A 19,335-nucleotide genomic window follows, 5' to 3' on the forward strand; every position below is an offset into this window, starting at 1 on the left:
GCCGGGCGTTATTCAAAGGTGCCGGGTCAGAAGGGATACTGACGCGGCCGGTGCTGCAGGCTGATCCAGTGGTCCCGGGTGAATTCATCAATCGCCCAGTCGCCGTTGAAGCGCCCAAGGCCTGAGTTCTTCTCGCCACCGAAGGGCGCGTTGGCCTCGTCGTTCACCGGCACATCGTTGATGTGGGTCATGCCGGCGCGCACCTGCCGGGCGAAGTTCACCCCGCGCTCCAGGTTGCCGGTGAACACTGCACTGGCCAGGCCGAATTCGCTGTCGTTGGCCAGCTCCAGGGCATGGGCTTCGTCCCGGGCGCGCAGCAGCCCCACCAGCGGGCCGAAGATTTCATTGCGCGCCAGGTCCATGTCGGCACGCACTTCGCCGTACACATGGGGCGCCAGCAGGTTGCCGTTCTGCCCGCCCTCGTACAGTGGCTCGGCGCCCTGCTCGCGGGCCAGGGCGATCTTGTCCTGCAGGCCCTGCAACTGGCGGGCGTTGATCACCGGGCCGATCACTGTGTCCAGCGATTGCGGATCACCCACCTTGAGCTGCTTGACCCGGGCCACGAAGCGCTGGGCGAAGGCGTCATAGAGGCGCTCGTCGACGATGATGCGGTTGATCGCCATGCAGATCTGCCCCTGGTGCAGGAACTTGCCGAACACCGCGGCGTTCACCGCCTGTTCCAGGTCGGCATCGTCCAGTACCACGAACGGGCTGTTGCCCCCCAATTCAAGCGCCACGTGCTTGAGGTGCTCGCCGCCACTGGCGATGCGGCCGATGCCGCGCCCCACCGGGGTCGAGCCGGTGAAGGTGATCAGCGCCGGCACCGGGTGCTCGACAAAGGCATCGCCGATCTCGCTACCGGCGCCCACCACCACGCTGAACACCCCGGCGGGCAGGCCCGCTTCCTCGAAGATCCTGGCCAGCAGCAGGCCGCCGCACACCGGCGTATCGCTGGCCGGCTTGACCACCACCGCGTTGCCCAGGGCCAGGGCCGGGGCGATGGAGCGCTGGGTCAGGTGCAGCGGGAAGTTCCACGGGCTGATCACTCCGACCACCCCCAGGGCGCTGCGGTACACCCGGCTTTCCTTGCCCGGCACATCGGATTCGACAATCCGCCCGTGGACCCGCGCCGGGAAGGACGCCGCCTCCAGGGTGATGGCCCGCGCCGCGCCCCACTCGGCCAGGGCCTTGATCCGCGTGCTGCCGGATTCGCGAATGATCCAGTCGACAATTTCCTCCTGGCGCCGGTCGAAGATCGCCACCGCCTGGTGCAGCACCGCCGCGCGCTGGGACGGGCCCAGGGCCGCCCATTGCGGCTGCACCTGGGCGGCCTTGGCGTAGGCCGCGTCCAGGTCGCTGCGGTTGGCCTGGGCCAGTTCCAGCAGCTGTGCACCGTCGAATGGATTGCTCACCACCAGGGTCTTGCCGGAGGCGCCGGCGCGCCACTGTCCGGCGATGGGTTGCAGGTGCAGGTCGCGATAGACCGCGTTGGAATCACTCATGGAAAATCTCCTCATGGAACAGCGTTCATAAACCGATGTGTCACACAAAAGCCGGCGTATGCAGGAGCTGGCTTGCCAGCGAAGGCGCCCGCCAGCACCACACAAGCCCCAAGGCCCTCTTCGCCGGCAAGCCGGCTCCTACGAGGCGGCGCGTTTTTCGATCAGGCGCAGCAGGCCCAGCAGGGTTTCGGTGTGGGGCACGGGCACCCCCGCCTGCCGCGCCCGTTCCAGCACCTGGCCATTGATGGAGCCGATCTCCGTGGGCCGCCCTGCCAGCACGTCCTGCAACATCGAAGGCTTGTGGGTGCGGTGATGGGCAATGGCGAACGCCACACTGTCCAGGCAGCCCTGGGCATCCAGCTCTATTCCCTGGGACCTGGCCACCGCCACCACCTCCAGCACAATGGACCGGGCCAGGGCCACGCCCTCCGGCGCTGCGTCCAGCTGGCCCACGGTGCAGCCGGTAACGGCGCACAGGCTGTTCAAGGCGGCGTTGAAGGCCACCTTCTCCCAGATAGAGGTCCAGACCTGCGGGTCCACCGCACAGTTCAGCCCGGCAGCGTCCAGCACCGCCGCCACCTCCTGGCTGGCGTTGCGCTCGCGGCTGCCTGGGGCCAGCACCCGCACCATGCCCTGGCCGTGGGAATGCACCTGCCCCGGCCCGACCATGTCGGCGGGCCAGTTGGTCATGCCGATCAGCACCTGCTGCGGGGCCACATGCCGGGACAGCGCCTCGGCATTGCCCAGGCCGTTCTGCAGGGTCAGTACGAGGGTGTGGCCGGCGATATGCCCGGCGACACTGCGCAAGGCACTGTCGGTGTGCAGGGTCTTGGTGAAGACCAGCAACAGGTCGGGGTGCCCCGTGGCCTGCTCCGGACGGCAGGCGTGCAGGCCGGTAATGCGCCGCTCGCCGCTGTCGGTGGCCAGCAGCAGGCCGTCGCTGCGGATCGCCGCAAGGTGCCCGTCGTTGATGTCCAGCAAGGTCACCTGCTGGCCGCTTTGCGCCAGCAGGCCGCCAAACAGTGAACCCATGGCGCCCGCGCCAAGAATGGTGATGTTCATCGAACCTCCTGTTTGAGTGGCCGGTTCACGCACCGGGCCGCGTTCATGACTGGCCCGGCAGGCGCCGGGGAATGTGCCGGCCCACGATCAGCAGCGCCAGCAGCGCCATGACCATCACCGACCCCAGCAGCGTGAGGTAGCCGTTGGCGCCGCCCTGGGTAATCACCAGGGCTCCGGCGAAGGCACTGAGAATCGCCCCCAGGCGCCCGAAGGCCAGGGCCGATGCGGTGCCGGTGGCGCGCACACTGGTGGGGTAGATAAAGGCGCACAGGGCAAACATGGTGGACTGCACGGCGTTGACGAACAGGCCGTGCACGCCGAAGCCGAAGATCAGCAGCCCGGTGTCCTGGTGGATGTCCACCACCTGCAACAGGAAGGCGCTGGCCGCGCCGCCGGCGCAGCAGATCAGCAGCGGCCAGAACGAACCCCAGCGAGTGATGGCCACCGCGCACACCAGTGCCCCGATCACCCCGCCCAGGTTGTAGGCGGTCAGCCCGGAACCGGCCACCGACAGCTCCAGGCCTTCGGACAGCAGCATGGTGGGCAGCCAGCTGAAGGCGCTGTAGACCGCGGTCAGGCACATGAAGAACGCCACCCAGAGGGCCAGGGTGTCACGCCCGTAGCCCAGGGCGAACAAGGCGCGGAAACCACCCTGCTTCTCGCTCTTCTGCTCCAGGGCATCGGTGTAGACCACCCCCGCCGCCATCGGCCGGCCCATGCGCCCGAGCAAGGTGCCCAGCTCGTTCCAGCGCTGGGGCCGGCGCGCCAGAAAGCGCGGCGACTCCGGCAGCGTCGCCAGCAAGGCAAAGCCCAGGACGATGGGCAGGCTGCCGCCGATGAAAAACAGGGTGCGCCAGCCGTACAGCGGCAACACATGGGAGGCGAACAACCCCGCCAGCATCCCGCCCAGGGGTACGCAGACAATGGTGGCCGTCACCGCCAGGGTACGCCGCCGCGCCGGGGTGAACTCGGCCGTCACCGTGGTGGCGCTGGGCAGCGCGCCACCGATGCCCAGCCCGGCGATAAAACGCAGGGCCGCCACCGCCAGCGCATTGGGCGCCAGGCCAATGGCGCAAGTGGCCGCACCGAACACGAAGACACTGGCAATGATCGCCATGCGCCGGCCGAACCGGTCGGCAAACAGACCGGCGCAGGCACTGCCAATGCCCATGCCGATCAGCCCGGCCGCCACCGCCGGAGCGAACGCCTCGCGGGTGATGCCCCACTCCTTGATCATCAGCGGAATGGCAAAGCCGATCAGTTGGCCGTCGAAGCCGTCCATGACGATGGACAGCGCCGCCAGCAACACCACCAGCTTCTGCATGCCGGTGAAGGGGCCATGGTCGAGCAAGGTGCCGATGTCGGCGTGGGTGGAACCGGAACGCGCCGGCTGGGGCGCGTCATCTATCACAGCAGTGACCGAAGTCGTGTTCATAACCACCTCTTTTTATTCTTCTGGTGAGTCCGCAGGTTGCGGTTGGCAAGGCCGGGCTCGCGCCCGGCGACAAGGCAGCCCTCAGGGTTCGATGGTCAGGGTCGGCACCTCGATCAGTACCGGGCGGTCGCCTGCCAGGGCTTCACTCAGGGCCTGGGCGAACGCCTCGCGGGTGTTGGCCTGCACCGAGTGCACGCCATAGCCGCGGCCGATGGCGCAGAAGTCCAGGCCGGGCACGTCCAGGCCCGGGGCGTCGCTGACCTGCAGCACACCGGCGAACCAGCGCAGGGCGCCATAGGTGCCGTTCTTGAGAATGATGAACACCACCGGGATCTGGTACTGGGCGGCCGTCCACAGCGCGGTGATACCGTAGTTGGCCGAGCCGTCGCCAATGACCCCGATCACCCGCCGCTCCGGCCGGGCCAGTTGCACCCCCACCGCCGCTGGCAGGCCGAAGCCCAGGCCACCGGCGGCCGGGAAGTAGTAGCTACCGGGTTCGCGCATTTCCACCCGCTGCCAGAAGGCGCCTACGGTGGAGGTGGACTCCTTGACGTAGATCGCGTCCTTGGGCGCCAGCTCATCGATCACGTCGAACACGGTTTCCGGGCGCAGCAGGCCGCCCAGCTCCTCGACCGGAGCAGCCGGCGGCAAAGCCTGGGGCTGCGGCCGGTCGCAATCCGGCAGCGCCCAGACCAGGGCCTGCAGGGTCTCGGCGATGTCCCCCACCAGCGCATCGCCCATGGGCGCACGCGCCGCTTCGCCGGGGTCGCAGGTGATGTGCAGCAGCTCGGTGCCCGCGGGCAGGTAGTCCCCCGGGGCGAACTGGTGGTAGCGGAATACCGGGGCCCCCACCACCAGGATCAGGTCATGGTCCGCCAAGCAGCGGCTGATGCCGGCAATGGCTGCCGGCAGCACCCCGCGAAAGCTCGGGTGACGGGTGGGAAACGGGCAGCGCGAAGCGGACGGCGCGACCCAGGCCGGCATGCGCAGTTTCTCCGCCAGTTGCACGGCCAGGTGGTTGCTCTGGCTGCCATCCACATCCGGCCCCAGCACCAGCACCGGGTTGCGCGCTGCCGCCAGGCGCTGCACCAGCGAACGCAATTGCGCCGCCGAGGGCAGCCCGGCAGTGGCCACCTGGCGCCGGGCCAGATGCTCGACCCCGGCCGGCGCCGGGCGGGCCCAGTCGTCGTAGGGAATGGACAGGTACACCGGGCCCTTGGGCGCCTGGTTGGCCATGTGGATCGCCTGGCTCAGGGCCCGCGGCACGTCCTCGGCGCAGGCCGGCTCGGCGCTCCACTTGACCAGGGGCTTGGGCAGCTGCGGTGCATCGACGTTGGCCAGCATCGCCTCGACGCCGATCATCGAGCGCACCTGCTGGCCGGCGGTGATCACCAGCGGGCTGTGGGAGTACCAGGCATTGGTCAGGGCGCCCATGCCATTGCCGGTGCCGGCCGCGGCGTGCAGGTTGACGAAGGCCGGCTGGCCGCTGGCCAGGGCGAAGCCGTCGGCCATGCCCACCACCGCGCCTTCATGCAGGCCGAGGATGTAGCGGAAGTCTTCGGGGAAGCCCTTGAGAAAGGGCAGCTCGTTGGAACCCGGGTTGCCGAACACGGTGGTCAGGCCTTGTTGCCGCAGGATGTCGTAGGAGGCGCTATGGACGGTTTTCATATGGACCTTTGCCGCTGTTTTTTAGAATTTGAGTTACTCTTGCAGCCGCCACGAAATTGATCAAATCGATACTATCTCTATTAAAAATAAGACCCATCTATATCCATGAGGCAGCATGAGCCACATCGATCTGAACCTGATCCGCACCTTCGTCACCCTCTACGAAGCCCGCAGCGTGACCCTGGCCGCCGAGCGCCTGTTCGTCACCCAGCCCTCGGTCAGCTACGGCCTGGCGCGGCTGCGCGAGCTGTTCGACGACGGCCTGTTCAGCCGCACCCGGGACGGCATCCAGCCCAGCCAACTGGCCGATGAGCTGTACCCGGCCTTTCGCGAATCCCTGACGCGGATCGAGAACACCGTGCACAGCACCCGGCGCTTCGACCCGGCGACCACCGAACGGCGCTTTCGCATCGCCCTCTCCGACCTTGGCGAAATGGGCTTCCTGCCGCTGATCCTGGCGCGCCTGAACCAGCAGGCCCCCGAGGCCGAAGTCGAAGTCCTGCCGCTGCAGGTGGACCAGGCCGGCGAATGGCTCAGCAGCGCCAAGGTCGACGCGCTGATCTGCCGCAAACCCTTGACCGGCACCCGCAGCCAGGTGCTGATCCGCGAGCGCTACGTGTGCCTGCTCAGCGACCGTCATCCGCGCATCGGCACCCAGCTGAGCCTGGAGCAGTTCCTCGCCGAGCGGCACATCGCCGTGACCCGCACCACCGGCCACGGCAGCGTCGAGGACGTGCTCAAGCAGATGGGCGCCCGGCGCCGCATCAGCCTGCACGTGCCGCACTTTTCGGTGCTGCCCAAAGTGCTGCCCGGCACCGACCTGCTGACCGTGCTGCCAGCGCAGATCGCCCGCCTGTTCACCCTCGAAGGCGGCCTGCGGCAACTGGAACTGCCGTTTTCCGTGGGGGAGTTCGAAGTCTCGCTGCACTGGCACCCCAACAGCGACAGCTCCGCCGCCCTGAGCTGGTTCCGCCAGGCCGTGGCCGCGGCGATCATCGACGGCCAGTCTTGAAACAGCGCCCGCACTTTGCCGGGCCGTGCTGACAACCGCCCATCCCTTGGGCGACCATGGCCGGCCTGGGCCACAACCAGGCACCTCTCTTGAAAGGACTCTGACCACCATGAGCACCCGCTCCCTGCCTTTAGTTTTCCTGACCATTTGCATCAGCTTGCTGCTGAGCGCCTGTGGCCCCAACGTGCGCTGGATGCACCCGGACCCATCGAAGGAACTGCTGCTGCGCGCCATGACCGAGCTCAACGGTTTTCATGCCTACGACTTCAGCGGTGAAGACAACAGCCTGATCAGCGCCGCCGAAGCCAGGGCGCTGCTGGAAGACAGCACCCGGATCACCGAGCGCACGCCGACCTTCATGTTCGTCGAGATCAAGGGCCGCACCCTGAGCATCGTCGGTTACTCCTCCACCTATCGCCCGCGCACCCAGGACTACACCACGCCGATGATCTTCAGCTATGTCGGCGAGCTGAAAAGCGCCCGCTATGCCCTGCCCCACATGGCGCCGAACATCGCCGACCTGAAGTTCACCTCGATCCCCGTGGAAAAGCTCAAGGTGGCCCTGCTGCCGCTGTCCAGCGGGCGCGTGAGCTATCCCGACTTCAATGGCGACCTGAACGTCGAATCGGTCAACGGGCGCTACACCCGGATCAGTGCCTTTACCCGCAAGGACCGGGACTCGATCTTTTAACCCCCACCCTGGCCACACTAGGCCAGGGCCGGCTGCGGTTGCGCCGATACCGGCCGCAGCAGCAACAGGCAAGCGGCCGCCAGCACGAAGACCACGGCAAACACTGCGTACAGGTGCAGCGGCTGCCAGCCGGCATCCAGCAACACCCCGGCCACCGTGGGCGAGACAATCGCGCCAATGCGCCCGATGCCGATCCCCCAACCGACCCCGGTGGCCCGTACCGAAGCGTCGTAGACCACCGGTGATAGGGCGTAGAGCCCGGCCACGCAGCCGTTGGCGAACAGCCCGATCAGCAGCCCCAGGCCCAGGGCCGCGGCAATCGAGGAGGCCGAGCCGACGAACAGCACCAGCAGCCCGGCGGTCACCAGCATGAACAGCGACAGCACCCGGGTCAGCGGCCAGCGCGAGGACAAGCCGCCGACCAGCGCCGCGCCGAAGATCCCGCCGACACTCAGCAGCACCCCGCCGGTGATCCCCTGCTGCGCCGAGAGCCCGGCGGCCACCAGCAGTTTCGGGGTCCAGCTCATGACGAAGTAGAAACCGAACATCACCAGGAAAAACAGCAGCCAGATCAGCAGCGTGGTGCGCCGCATCGGCCCGGCGAACAGTTGGCCAAAACCGCTGCCGGCGCCCTGCTCGCGTACCGCTGCCGCGGGCATCTGCAGCAGTTGCGGATGGCCCAGGCGCCCGGCCAGGCGATTGATTCGCGCCAGGGCATCGGCCGGCCGCCGGGCCAGGAGAAAGTCCAGGGATTCGGGGAGCCAGAGCAGCACCAGGGGGATCACCAGCAAGGTGACGATGCCGCCGAACAGGAACACCGAGCGCCAGCCCCAATGAGTCAACAGCCACACCGCCAGCAGCCCGCCCAGGGTCGCGCCCAGGGCATAGCCGGTGGATTGCAGGCTTACCGCCAGGCCGCGCCAGCGGCGGCTGGAATACTCGGCGGCGATCACGTTGCTGCTGGCCAGGATGCCGCCGATGCCCAGGCCGGTCAGGCCGCGCAACAGCGCCAGTTGCAAAGGGCTCTGGCTGCCGGCCGAAAGCAGCATGCCGACACCCGACAGCAGCAGGCAGAACAGGATCAGCGGCCGGCGCCCGAAGCGGTCGGCCCAGGGCGCGATAAACAGCGAACCGGCGGCCATGCCGAACAGACCGGCACTGAGCAGCAGACCGATCTGCGCCCCGTTGAGTTGCCACTCGGCGGACACCGAAGCGGCGGTGAAGGCCATCACCAGCACATCGAAGCCGTCGATCATGTTGAGGACGATGCAGATACCGATCGCCAGGCACTGGAAGGAGCCCATCGGGCCTTGGTCGACCCGTTGCTTGAGATCGTGGTTCATGGCCGTCCTCCCATGCTCGGGCTGGACGCGCAAAGCGCGGGGACGGACAGGCACACAGGCAGGTGGCACGCAGGACCGAGAACGGCCCGTGCCCTTGGGAGAACGCGCATGACGAAACCCTTTTCTTGTAATTGTTATGCGGGGACGGCCAGGAAGGTTCCTGCCATCGCCAGGGGCCTAATCAATCAATTAATGGATCCACAAACAATAGAGAGACACGCAAATAGTGCTTTTTATGGGCGATTATCGCGCACTATCGACTTTTCACGCTGTAAACGATGAAGCCTTTAGATAATGGCTTTATTTTTGGATCCATTGGCATGAATCAACTGTTTGTGAGTGGCTGGCTGGGGCAGGCAGGCGCTGCGCCTTTTGTCGCCACCTGCAGCAGCGGCGACGGAGATCGGATCCTCTGGGGATCCGATCAGTAGGCTGGGCCCGGGTTGCGGCATCGCTTCAGAGGCTCAGGCAGATTTTCCCCAGGTGCGCGCCCGAGGCTTCATGGGCGAAGGCCTTGGCGATATCCGCCAGGGGGAAGGTGCTGTCGATGATCGGTTTGATGCCGGTGGCTTCCAGGCCCCGGACCATTTCGATCTGCTGCTGGCGGCTGCCGACGATCAGCCCCTGCAGGCGCTGTTGCCTGGCCATCAGCGCCGCGGTCGGCACCGGTCCGGCCCAGCCGGTGAGCACGCCGATCAGGGCGATGTGCCCGCCAATGCGGCACGCGTTGATCGACTGCGGCAAGGTGCCCGGGCCACCGACTTCCACCACGTGATCGACGCCGCGGCCGCCGGTGAGCTTGAGCACTTCAGCGCCCCACTCGGGGTGGGTACGGTAGTTGAGGGTATGGTCGGCTCCCAGCTCGCGCACCTTGGCCAGCTTGGCGTCCGAGGAGGAGGTGGCGATCACCGTGGCGCCCATGGCCTTGGCCAGTTGCAGGGCGAAGATCGACACCCCGCCGGTGCCCAGCACCAGCACGGTTTCCCCGGCCTTGAGCGCGCCGTCCACCACCAGTGCGCGCCAGGCAGTCAGGCCGGCGGTGGTCAGGGTCGCCGCCTCGGCATGGCTGTAGCCCTTGGGCGCATGGGTGAACCAGTGGCTGGGCTGGATCACCACTTCACGGGCGTAACCGTCGACGCCATCGCCCGGGGTGGTGCTGAAATCGGCGATCGCCGGGCCGCCATCGTGCCAATGGGGAAAGAAGCAGGACACCACCGCATCGCCCACCTTGAACTCGCTGACGCCCTCGCCCACCGCTTCCACGACCCCGGCGCCATCGGCCATGGGAATCCGCCCGTCGGCGGTAGGCAGCGCGCCGGTCACCACGGCGTAATCGTGGAAGTTCAAGGAACAGGCATGGATACGCACGCGGATCTGCCCGGCGCCGGGCTGGCCGGGGTCTGCCAGCTCCACGCGCTTCAGGTTGTCCAGGGATGCCGGCAGGCTGAGCTTGATGGCTTGCATGGGATGCTTCTCCACAGATCGATAATCATCAGGGGGCGAACCCTACCACCAATACCGGCTATCTGTAGCCGCTGCACCAGGCTGCGAACGGCTTGGGCGGCATTCCGACGCAGCAGACGCAGGTTTTCAGGGCCGCCACAGGCTCGGCTCGGGACCGCCAGGCAAGGCCCTGCGGGCCTTTGCGCAGCTTCGCAGGCTCAGCAGCGGCTACAGCGCTCAGCGCTCAGCGGATTGTGTCGCGCTGCGCCACCCTTGCTCGCACATAACACTGCTCGGTCACTGGCGCGCCCCATTGCTCGCCCTCTTGCTCCTGCACCAGCACAAAGCCCTGTTCCTCATACAACGCGCGCGCCGCATCCAGGCCCTTGAAGGTCCACAGCCGGGTGGCGGCAAAACCCCACTGGTCACAAAAGCCCAGGGCCTCGGCCAGCAACCGCCGGCCCAGCCCCTGGCCGCGGGCGGCCTCATCGAGAATGAAGCAACGCAGGAGCGCCTCGCCGCCCTCGCCCTCCCCATCAATGGCGATGGAACCGACAATCCGTTCCCCCTGCAGCGCCACCCAGACTTCATTGCGCGGGTTGTGCAAACGCCCCATCAATTCGGCCATGTCCCGCGCCACCAGGCTTTCGAAGGGCTGGCCGAAACCCGCCAGATCCGCGTAGTAACGGGCGTGCATTTCGGCGATGCGGCCAATCACTCCGGGCCGGTAGCCCCGGGCGATGGTGCTGCACTCCGGCTGTTCGGGCGCCTCTCCCAGCCGCACCGCACGCAATGCCCGGGCGTAGTCGGCGATGCCCGCACAGGCGCTGCGCTGCTGGGCCGGGCTCAGGTGGGCCAGGGCCGCGGCCACCTGGGCCTGGGCGAAACGGTCGATGCCGGCCAGGGTCTGGCGCCCCCGGGCGCTGAGCTGCAGCTTCTTGGAGCGGGCGTCCTGGTCATGGGCCTGCTCGCTGATCTCGCCGGCGTCCACCAGCTTGCGCACCAGGCGGCTGACGCTGGATTTCTCCAGGCCCAGCAGGGTCACCAGGTCACCGGCGGTCAGGGCATTGCCCTGGCCGATCTCCAGCAGTGCGTGCACCGCCGAGGGCGGGTAGTCGGTGGCGGCCAGGGTGGCCTGCATGAAGCCCAGCTCGCGGACCATCTGCCGGGAGGCCTGGCGCAGTGATGGGATAAGGGAAGCGGATGAACTCGGCATGGGCGTGACCTCGCAAGTGAGGCATTTAGTTGTACCTTGCAACCAATTAAACCTCAACCCTGCTCACTTTTCCGAGTGTCAGTCAGCCCTGGTGAACGGCAATAAAAACTCAAGCACTCACTAATGAGAAGCATTACCATAAACGCCCATTTCACCCACCTCGACCTCGGAACCCTTATCGATGGTGCCCAACCCTTCGCTACAGCACGCCGTGGGCGAGCTCTACCTCCAGCATCACAACTGGGTGGTGCAACTGCTGCGACGCAAGCTCGGCAACCAGGACCAGGCCATGGACCTGGCGCAGGACACCTTTGTGCGCATCTTGCGCAGCGAGCGACTGCCGGTACTGCGCGAACCCCGGGCCTACCTCAACACCGTGGCCAGCCGCCTGTGCGGGCAGTATTTCCGGCGCCAGGCCCTGGAGCGCGCATACCTGGAAACCCTGGCGCAGCTGGAGCCGCAGTACCAGCCCTCGCCGGAAACCCGGCTGCTGGTGCTTGAGGCCCTGGACGCCGTGGGCCAGGTGCTGGACGGCCTGGGCAGCCGGGTGCGCGAGGTGTTTCTGCTGTCCCAGCTCGAAGGCCTGACCTACCCGCAAATTGCCCAACGCCTGCAGCTCTCGGTCAACGTGGTGCAGAAAGCCATGCTCAAGGCCTACCGCCACTGCTACGCGGCGGTGTACCCGGGATGAACGCCTTCCAGCCAGTGGACGATCAGGGCGCCGTGGAGCAGCAGGTACTGGACCAGGCCCTGGAGTGGCTGGTGCTGCTGCAATCGGGCATCAGCCCCCCCGAGCAGCAGGCCGCCTGCCTGGCCTGGCGCCGGGCCGACCCGCAGCATGAGCTGGCCTGGCAGCGCCTGGCCGGCATCGGCCAGGACCTGCGCGACAGCACCCGCAGCCTGCCCGCGCCCCACGCCCGGCAACTGCTGCAGGCTCGTAGCCACCCCGGGCGGCGCACCCTGCTCAAGGGCATCGTCGGCCTGGGCGTGGTGGCCGCCAGCAGCTGGAGCGTGCGCGAACGGTTGCTGTTGCCGCAACTGTTCAGCGACTACCACACCGCCACCGGCGAGCGCCGCCAGCTGCAACTGGCCGCTGGCGCCAGCCTGCAACTGGACACCCGCACCAGCCTCGACCAGAAGGCCAGCCCCCAGGGCCTGCAACTGCGGCTCAACAGCGGCCGCCTGTTGCTGACCCTGGGCAACGCCGCGCCCGTGCAGGTCGCCACCACCGATGGGCACATCCAGCTCGCCCCGCGCTCGCAGTTGATCCTCAGCGTCGGCTTGCCGGGCATCAACGGCACCCGGGTACAACTGCTCGCCGGCAGCGGCTCGGTAAGCACCGCCCATGCCCCTGCGCTAAGCCTGGACCCGGGCCAGCAAGTGGATATCGCCCAACAGCGGATCAGCGCCCTGGCCGCCGTGCCCACCACGGCCAATGCCTGGACCCAGGGCCTGCTGATCGCCGAGCGTCGCCCCCTGGGCGAGGTGATCGCCGAACTCGACCGCTATCGCCCCGGCCTGCTGCGCTGCTCCGCCGAAGTCGCCGGGTTGCGGGTTTCCGGCTCGTTCTCCCTGGACCAGCCGGACGCCAGCCTCGATTTGCTGGCCAGGACCCTGCCGATTCGCATCCGGCGGGTAATGGGGTACTGGGCCTCCGTGGACGCTGCCTGATTGTTTTCCTGTTTTTTTCAGGGCGGCGGCAGTTTTTTCAATCTCGTGCATCAAGACCAGGGAAGAAGCTGGAAAACAGCTCAGCGCCATCCCTTCCCAACCCACGGATTTTCCTTATGCACATTCGCCTTACGCCCCTTGCCGCGACCTTGCGCCCGGTCATCATCGGCCTGTCCATCGCCAGCACCAGCCTGCCGCTGCTGGCCACGGAAGCCGGCGCCGCCGTGACCGACCACCAGCAGCGCGACTACGCCATCGCCCCGGGCAACCTGGACCAGGTGCTGGGCATCTTCGGCCAGCAATCGGCAAGCATGATCGCCATCGACGCCAACCTCAGCGCCGGTAAGCGCAGCACCGGCCTGAATGGCCGTTTCAGCGTGGCCGAAGGCCTGCAGCGCCTGCTCAAACCCCTGGGCCTGCAAGCCGTGGCCGAGGGCGCGGGCTATCGGGTAATACAGGCCGGCGGCGGTGAACGGGTCGAGCTGGGAGCAACCACGGTCACCACCAACCAGCTGGGCACCGTCACCGAAGGCAGCGGTTCCTACACGCCGGGCACCATCGCCACCGCCACCCGGCTAGTGCTGACACCCCGGGAAACCCCGCAGTCGATCTCGGTGGTGACCCGCCAGGCCATGGATGACTTTGGCCTCAACTCCATCGACGAGGTGATGCGCCATACCCCAGGCATCACCGTGGCCACCTACGACAGCGACCGCACCAGCTACTACTCCCGCGGTTTTGCCATTCAGAACTTCCAGTACGACGGGATTCCGATCCTGCAGGACGCACAGTACTCCTCGGGCCACACCCTCACCGACACGGTGATCTACGACCGCGTGGAAATACTCAAGGGTGCCACCGGCCTGCTCACCGGTGCCGGTGGCCCCGGCGGCACCATCAACATGGTGCGCAAGAAGCCCACTGCCGAATTCGCCGGCCACATCGACCTGGGAGCCGGTTCCTGGGACAACTACCGTTCGCAGGTCGATGTCAGCGGCCCCCTGACCGACAGCGGCAATGTCCGCGGGCGGATGGTCGCCGCCTATCAGGACAAGAAATCCTTCCTTGACCACTACCAGCGCCAGACCAGCGTCTACTACGGCATCCTCGAGTTCGACCTGTCACCGGACACCCTGCTGACCGTCGGCGCCGACTATCAGGACAACGACCCCAAGGGTTCCAGCTGGTCGGGCAGCAGTTCGCTGTACGACTCCAAGGGCAACGCCATCAGCACCTCGCGCTCCTACAACAACGGCGCGAGCTGGAGCCGCTGGTCGCAATACACCCGCACCGTGTTCAGCACCCTGGAGCACAGCTTCGCCAACGGCTGGGTGGCCAAGGCCCAATACAACCACCAGATCAATGGCTACAACGCGCCCTTGGGTTCGCTGATGTCGCCCAATGCCGAGACCGGCATCGCCTCGCTGCTGACCCGCAAGTACACCGGCGAAACCGTCAGCGACAGCGGCGACCTCTACGCCACGGGCCCCTTCGACCTGCTGGGGCGCGAGCATCAGTTGGTGGTCGGTGCATCGATCTCCAACTCGCACTGGAAAGGCCGGGACTTCACCAGCGCCACCAATCACGACAATTTCTACGACTACTTCAACTGGGACGGGCACAGCCCCAAGCCCGATTGGGGCAGCATGACCAAGAAGAACGACGAGACCACCCGCCAGAGCGCCGGCTACATGACTGCGCGCTTTAGCCTCAACGATGATCTTTCGTTGCTGCTCGGCAGCCGGGTCAACAACTACGAGGTCAGCGGTACCAGCCGGACCAAGGACACCGGCAAGGTCATTCCCTATGCTGGGGTGGTCTACGACCTCGACCAGAACTTCTCCGTCTATGCCAGCTACACCGAGATCTACCTGCCCCAGGACGACTACCGCGACCGCAACGACAAGGTGCTCAAGCCCGACGAAGGCACCAACTACGAGGTGGGCCTCAAGGGCGAGTTCTTCGACGGCCGCCTGAACTCCAGCCTGGCCTATTTCGAAGTGCATGAAGAAAACCGGCCGGTGGATGACCTGGCCTACAACGCCAACCCCACCACCCCCGGGCTGGACTATGCGTCCAAGGGCATCAAGTCCAAGGCCAAGGGTTATGAAGCGGAAATCTCCGGAGAGCTCGCTCCCGGCTGGCAACTGCAGGCCGGCTACACCCACAAGATCATTCGCGACCAGAGCGGGGCCAAGGTCTCCACCTGGGAACCGGAAGATCAGGTCAACCTCTATACCAGCTACAAGCTGACCGGCAGCCTCGACAAGCTGACCCTGGGCAGCGGCGTGCGCTGGCAGGGCACTGGCTGGAAGATACTCAGCAACTACGGCAAGGGCACCGAGGAAAAATTCGCCCAGGACCCTTACTGGCTGGTGGACCTGATGGCCCGCTACCAGATCACCGAGAACGTCTCGGCCACCCTCAACGTCAACAACCTGTTCGACAAGAAGTACTTCACCAACATCGGTTTCTACAACTCGTCGTACTACGGCGACCCGCGGAATGTGATGCTCAGCACCCGCTGGAACTTCTAAAGCCCCACCGTCGTGGCCCGCCCCGGCAGCGGGTGGCCACGGCGCTTGCCGACCCTCTCTGTAGCATTTGCTAACCCTTGCCGCCGACCGTTGCGCCGAAATTCCTGCAGCCGTCGCGGCACATCTGTTAAAACGCGTTTTCGACTGTCCTGCGGTGAAGCCTTCCATGTCCCCAACCCTGTCCCAGCGCCTGCGCCGTCGCTGGTTTGCGCTGCTGTGCCTGGCCACACTGATCGTCGGCCTGCCGGTGAGCTGCGCGGTGCTCGAACACAAGGAACGCCAACTGGTGTTTCGCATCGAGCCCGGCACCGCTGGTTGGTATCGCGGCCTGCCGAGCACGGTGCAGGAATTCGAACTCAAGCCGAAAAGCTTCAAGGCCGGGCAGAACATCCACGCCTGGTGGTGGCCGGCACAACGCGCCGATGCCCCGGCGATCCTCTACCTGCACGGGGTCCGCTGGAACCTCACTGGCCAGCTGTTTCGCATCGAGCAGCTGCACGCCCTGGGTTACTCGGTGCTGGCCATCGACTACCGCGGCTTTGGCCAGAGCCACGGCGACCTGCCCTCGGAAAGCAGCGTGTATGAAGACGCGCGCATCGCCTGGGAGCGGCTCAAGGTCTTGCAGCCCGACGCCAGCAAGCGCCTGATCTACGGCCATTCCCTGGGTGGCGCGGTGGCCATCGACCTGGCCGCCGAGCTGGGACGCCAGGCCGCCAGCGCCAAGGCGCCGACCGCCGCTCGCGGGCTGATCGTCGAATCTACCTTCACTACCCTGGCCGACGCTGCCGCGGCGGTGACCAAGACCTCCCTGCCGGTGCGCTGGGTGATGTCGCAGAAGTTCGACTCCATCGACAAGATCCGCGAGATCGGCATGCCGCTGCTGGTGGTGCACGGCCTGAAGGACGACTACGTGCCGCCGCGCCTGAGCAAGGAATTGTTCCAGGCCGCCCTGGAGCCGAAGAAACTGCTGCTGGTGCCCGGCGGCACCCACAACAACAGCATGAGCCTGGCGGGCAAGGGCTACGGCCAGGCCATCAACGCCCTGCTGCGTGCCAAACCCAGCCAAAAATTCGCCGGCCCGCCCCCCACCGCCGCCCCCACCAGCTGAAGCTGGCTTGTATAGGAGCTGGCTTGCCAGCGAATGGGCCCGCGGCACCTGCAAAAAACCTGTCCCTAGACGTCCCTTACGCAGCCGGCTGAGCCGCCACCATGACCACCACGGTCTTGGCCAGGAATGCCGGAGACTGCTGATTGATCGAATCGGCCAACTCCAGGGCCGCCGCCTTGACCGCAGGCGCCGCTTCGCGCAAGGCACGGACCATCTCCAGGCGCGCGGGCTCGCTGTTGAGCACCCGCATGAAAAGCGTCTGCGCCCACCTCGGGCTGTGTTCCTGCAAGCCGGGCAGCGCCGCCAGCAACGCCGGCACATACACAGCATCATCGAAATGCTCGGCGGCGTGAATCAGCGAAAACATCACCTCGTCATATTCGGCCTCATCGTCGAGCAACGACAACAGCGGGCCAATGCTGGCCGGGTCGGCCAACTGGGCCACCTCGGCGATGCAGGCGTCGATGCGCCGCACAAGGTTCTCGCCAGGGTCGTTGAAGGCGTTTTCGAGCTTTAGCAGGATGTCGGTCAACGCGTCGAATTTCATGGGTACTCGCCAGGGAGCTCGAAGGGAGGGAGGCGCAACGATACGCCATCGACACCATCCGCGAAATCGGCATGCCGCTGCGGGTGGTCCATGGCCTGAAGGACGACTACGTACCGCCGCGCCTGAGCCTGGCGGGCAAGGGCTCCGGTCAGGCCATCAACGCCCTGGTGCATTCCTTCGCCATGAACCGCGCCAACTGGCCGCTGTGCGGCTCGCCGGCAAGCCGGCTCCTACGGGTGCACACCCGCTCATCCGTAGGAGCTGGCTTGCCAGTGAAGAGGCCCGCAAGAGCGTCGCATTCCTTCGCCACGAACCGCGCCAACTGGCCGCTGCGCGGTTCGCCGGCAAGCCGGCTCCTACAGGGAGAGGCCGAGCTTTTCGTAGGTGGCGGCCGGTGGCGGGCGCAGGGCTTCGCCGATGGTGCGCAACTTCAGGCAGGTTTCCTGGTATTCGCTCGCCGGGTCCGACTCGCCGACGATGCCGCAACCGGCAAACAGGTGCGCCTGGTTGCCGCGGATCAGGGCGGAACGCAAGGCCACGGCAAACTCGCCATCGCCCTCGGCGTTCAGCCAGCCCACCGGGGCGGCGTACCAGCCACGGTCCAGTTGCTCATGCTCGCGGATATAGCCCAGGGCCTTGCCCCGAGGCAGGCCGCCCACCGCCGGGGTCGGGTGCAGGGCATCCACCACTTGCAACAGATCGACCTGGGGCCGCAACCGCCCCAGCACCGGGGTCAGCAGGTGCTGGACGTGGGCCAGGCGGTGCAGTTGCGGCTGCGGGGGAATCTCCAGCATCGCGCAGTAGGGCTGCAGGGCTTCGCGCAGGGTCTGCACCACCAGGGCGTGTTCATGGCGGTCCTTGGCGCTGTCCATCAGGGCCTGGCCCAGTTCCGCGTCCTGCTGCTCATGCTGGCCGCGCGCGCAGGTGCCGGCCAGGGCCACGGTGTTGAGGGTGCCGCGGGCCAGGCGCACCAGGCGTTCCGGCGTGGCGCCGAGAAAGCAGCTGTCGCCACGGCTGAAGGCGAACAGGAAGGCCTGGGGATAGGCCGCCCTGAGGTTTTCCAGCAGCGGCCCGCAAGGAATGCTGCGGCTCGCCCGCAGGCAGACTTCCCGGGCCAGTACTACCTTGCTCAGCTCGCCGCCCTGGATCCGCGCGATGGCTCGGGCCACGCAGTCCTGCCAGCGGCCGGCGGCCTGGGTGTCGTCCTCGGCCTGGGTGCCAACGGGCATCTGTGCCAAGGGGGCGTGGGTATAGCGCGCCTGCAACAGGGCCCACTCCGCCTCCAGGGCACCGGCGCACTGGGCCACGTCGGCGCCGGGCTCGACCCACAGGCTGAACAGCCAGTGCTGCTGCTCGCCTTCGCGCAGCAGCAGGATCCGCGGCAGCACCAGGGACGTGGCGGCGAACGACTGCCACTGGGCACTGCGCGGGCCCTGGGGGTCGAAGGCAAAGCCGCCGCACAGGTAGGCCCGCTTGGGCCCTACCTGATGGGCCTGCAGCAGCAACTGGCGCCAGGCCTGGGTACTGGCGGCAAAACGCTCGGCGGCCGGCGGGCTGATTTCTTCGGTGCAGCCGAACCCGGCCAGGGCCAGAGCGCCCTGGTCGCTGGACCAGAACAGGCTCTGGCCGAACACCTGGCGGTTGGCGGCAAACAGCCGCAGCGGCTCCAGGCGCTCGGCGGCCAGGCTGTACACCACCAGCACCGCCCGACCTCTGCGTCGGGCCAGGGATTCGCCCTTGCGCAGGGCCCGGGTCAAGCCGGACAGGCAGGATTCACTCATCTTGGGCTCCTTGATCCAGCCCGTGCTGACGGCGCCAGTGGCGCACTTGCTGGGCAATGTTCCAGTGGATGATCTGGGCAAACAGCGGCACCACGAACATCGGGTCCAGGCTCGCCTGCTCGGCCCATTGCCGACGTTGCGGGAGCATCGCCGCAACCCGCTCCGGGGCGGCAATGCTGTCCTCGGTCGGCTTGAACTGCGCCGCCGCCTTGACGTAGGCCAGGCGCCGGCCCAGGGCCTGGATGATCTGCTGGTCCATGGCGTCGATACCGCAGCGGACGTCGTCCAGGCCGCTGCACTGCTCGGGTGTCTTCATGTC

Annotated in this window: 16 protein-coding genes; 6 read left to right on the forward strand and 10 right to left on the reverse strand. The window is 66.8% G+C overall.

Translation table 11 applies throughout. The features are described from left to right. Positions 1–26: 26 nt before the first annotated feature. The 4 genes from AC1RMG_RS18375 to mdlC form a co-directional block, all read right to left on the reverse strand. Positions 27–1,502: an aldehyde dehydrogenase family protein gene (locus AC1RMG_RS18375; protein ID WP_011061755.1), complete on the reverse strand. Its 1,476-nt coding sequence runs from the start codon at positions 1,500–1,502 to the stop codon at positions 27–29. 138 nt (positions 1,503–1,640) lie between these two features. After that, positions 1,641–2,564 (reverse strand): ketopantoate reductase family protein, encoded by a 924-nt coding sequence (locus tag AC1RMG_RS18380; RefSeq protein ID WP_019094484.1) that lies wholly within the window; start codon positions 2,562–2,564, stop codon positions 1,641–1,643. Between the two features lie 43 nt (positions 2,565–2,607). Next, positions 2,608–3,999, reverse strand: a complete 1,392-nt coding sequence (locus AC1RMG_RS18385; protein WP_015635941.1) for an MFS transporter — start codon at positions 3,997–3,999, stop codon at positions 2,608–2,610. An 81-nt stretch (positions 4,000–4,080) separates the two neighbouring features. Then, complete coding sequence (gene mdlC, locus AC1RMG_RS18390) at positions 4,081–5,667, reverse strand: benzoylformate decarboxylase (RefSeq protein ID WP_015635942.1); 1,587 nt, start codon at positions 5,665–5,667, stop codon at positions 4,081–4,083. A gap of 115 nt (positions 5,668–5,782) precedes the next feature. On the opposite strand from mdlC, the gene AC1RMG_RS18395 reads away from it, so the two are divergent. Together AC1RMG_RS18395 and AC1RMG_RS18400 are read left to right on the forward strand one after the other, a co-directional pair. Then, positions 5,783–6,679: a LysR family transcriptional regulator gene (locus AC1RMG_RS18395; RefSeq protein WP_011061759.1), complete on the forward strand. Its 897-nt coding sequence runs from the start codon at positions 5,783–5,785 to the stop codon at positions 6,677–6,679. A 109-nt stretch (positions 6,680–6,788) separates the two neighbouring features. Further along, a complete protein-coding gene (locus tag AC1RMG_RS18400) occupies positions 6,789–7,370 on the forward strand; it encodes a hypothetical protein (RefSeq protein ID WP_493169826.1) in 582 nt (193 codons plus the stop codon). Between the two features lie 17 nt (positions 7,371–7,387). Here AC1RMG_RS18400 and AC1RMG_RS18405 read toward each other — a convergent pair whose 3' ends face one another. From AC1RMG_RS18405 to AC1RMG_RS18415, 3 genes are all read right to left on the reverse strand, one after another. After that, positions 7,388–8,713, reverse strand: a complete 1,326-nt coding sequence (locus tag AC1RMG_RS18405; protein WP_492574940.1) for an MFS transporter — start codon at positions 8,711–8,713, stop codon at positions 7,388–7,390. A 456-nt stretch (positions 8,714–9,169) separates the two neighbouring features. Further along, on the reverse strand, positions 9,170–10,177 hold the full coding sequence (locus tag AC1RMG_RS18410) for a zinc-dependent alcohol dehydrogenase family protein (RefSeq protein ID WP_065364247.1): 1,008 nt from the start codon (positions 10,175–10,177) through the stop codon (positions 9,170–9,172). A gap of 223 nt (positions 10,178–10,400) precedes the next feature. Continuing rightward, positions 10,401–11,372, reverse strand: a complete 972-nt coding sequence (locus AC1RMG_RS18415; RefSeq protein WP_493169828.1) for a bifunctional helix-turn-helix transcriptional regulator/GNAT family N-acetyltransferase — start codon at positions 11,370–11,372, stop codon at positions 10,401–10,403. A gap of 181 nt (positions 11,373–11,553) precedes the next feature. Here AC1RMG_RS18415 and AC1RMG_RS18420 point away from each other — a divergent pair, with 181 nt between their 5' ends. From AC1RMG_RS18420 to AC1RMG_RS18435, 4 genes are all read left to right on the forward strand, one after another. Further along, a complete protein-coding gene (locus AC1RMG_RS18420; protein ID WP_011061763.1) occupies positions 11,554–12,063 on the forward strand; it encodes a sigma-70 family RNA polymerase sigma factor in 510 nt (169 codons plus the stop codon). Then, positions 12,060–13,043 carry a DUF4880 domain-containing protein gene (locus AC1RMG_RS18425; protein WP_125063019.1) on the forward strand — a complete coding sequence of 328 codons (984 nt, stop codon included), beginning with the start codon at positions 12,060–12,062 and terminating at the stop codon, positions 13,041–13,043. Before AC1RMG_RS18420 ends, AC1RMG_RS18425 begins: the two co-directional genes overlap by 4 nt. Before the next feature lie 116 nt (positions 13,044–13,159). After that, complete coding sequence (locus AC1RMG_RS18430) at positions 13,160–15,580, forward strand: TonB-dependent siderophore receptor (RefSeq protein ID WP_123473545.1); 2,421 nt, start codon at positions 13,160–13,162, stop codon at positions 15,578–15,580. A 166-nt stretch (positions 15,581–15,746) separates the two neighbouring features. Beyond that, positions 15,747–16,688 (forward strand): alpha/beta hydrolase, encoded by a 942-nt coding sequence (locus AC1RMG_RS18435; RefSeq protein WP_346624341.1) that lies wholly within the window; start codon positions 15,747–15,749, stop codon positions 16,686–16,688. Between the two features lie 76 nt (positions 16,689–16,764). Here the strand turns inward: AC1RMG_RS18435 and AC1RMG_RS18440 are convergent, their stop codons facing one another. The 3 genes from AC1RMG_RS18440 to AC1RMG_RS18450 all read right to left on the reverse strand — a co-directional run bounded on the left by AC1RMG_RS18440 (position 16,765) and on the right by AC1RMG_RS18450 (position 19,332). Then, complete coding sequence (locus AC1RMG_RS18440; RefSeq protein ID WP_011061767.1) at positions 16,765–17,235, reverse strand: Imm30 family immunity protein; 471 nt, start codon at positions 17,233–17,235, stop codon at positions 16,765–16,767. 356 nt (positions 17,236–17,591) lie between these two features. Then, positions 17,592–19,016: an isochorismate synthase gene (locus AC1RMG_RS18445; RefSeq protein ID WP_123430600.1), complete on the reverse strand. Its 1,425-nt coding sequence runs from the start codon at positions 19,014–19,016 to the stop codon at positions 17,592–17,594. Continuing rightward, positions 19,009–19,332 (reverse strand): isochorismate lyase, encoded by a 324-nt coding sequence (locus AC1RMG_RS18450; protein WP_026020138.1) that lies wholly within the window; start codon positions 19,330–19,332, stop codon positions 19,009–19,011. Before AC1RMG_RS18450 ends, AC1RMG_RS18445 begins: the two co-directional genes overlap by 8 nt. Positions 19,333–19,335: the final 3 nt, after the last annotated feature.

The organism is Pseudomonas sp. GW822-FHT04H02 (genome assembly GCF_058800645.1).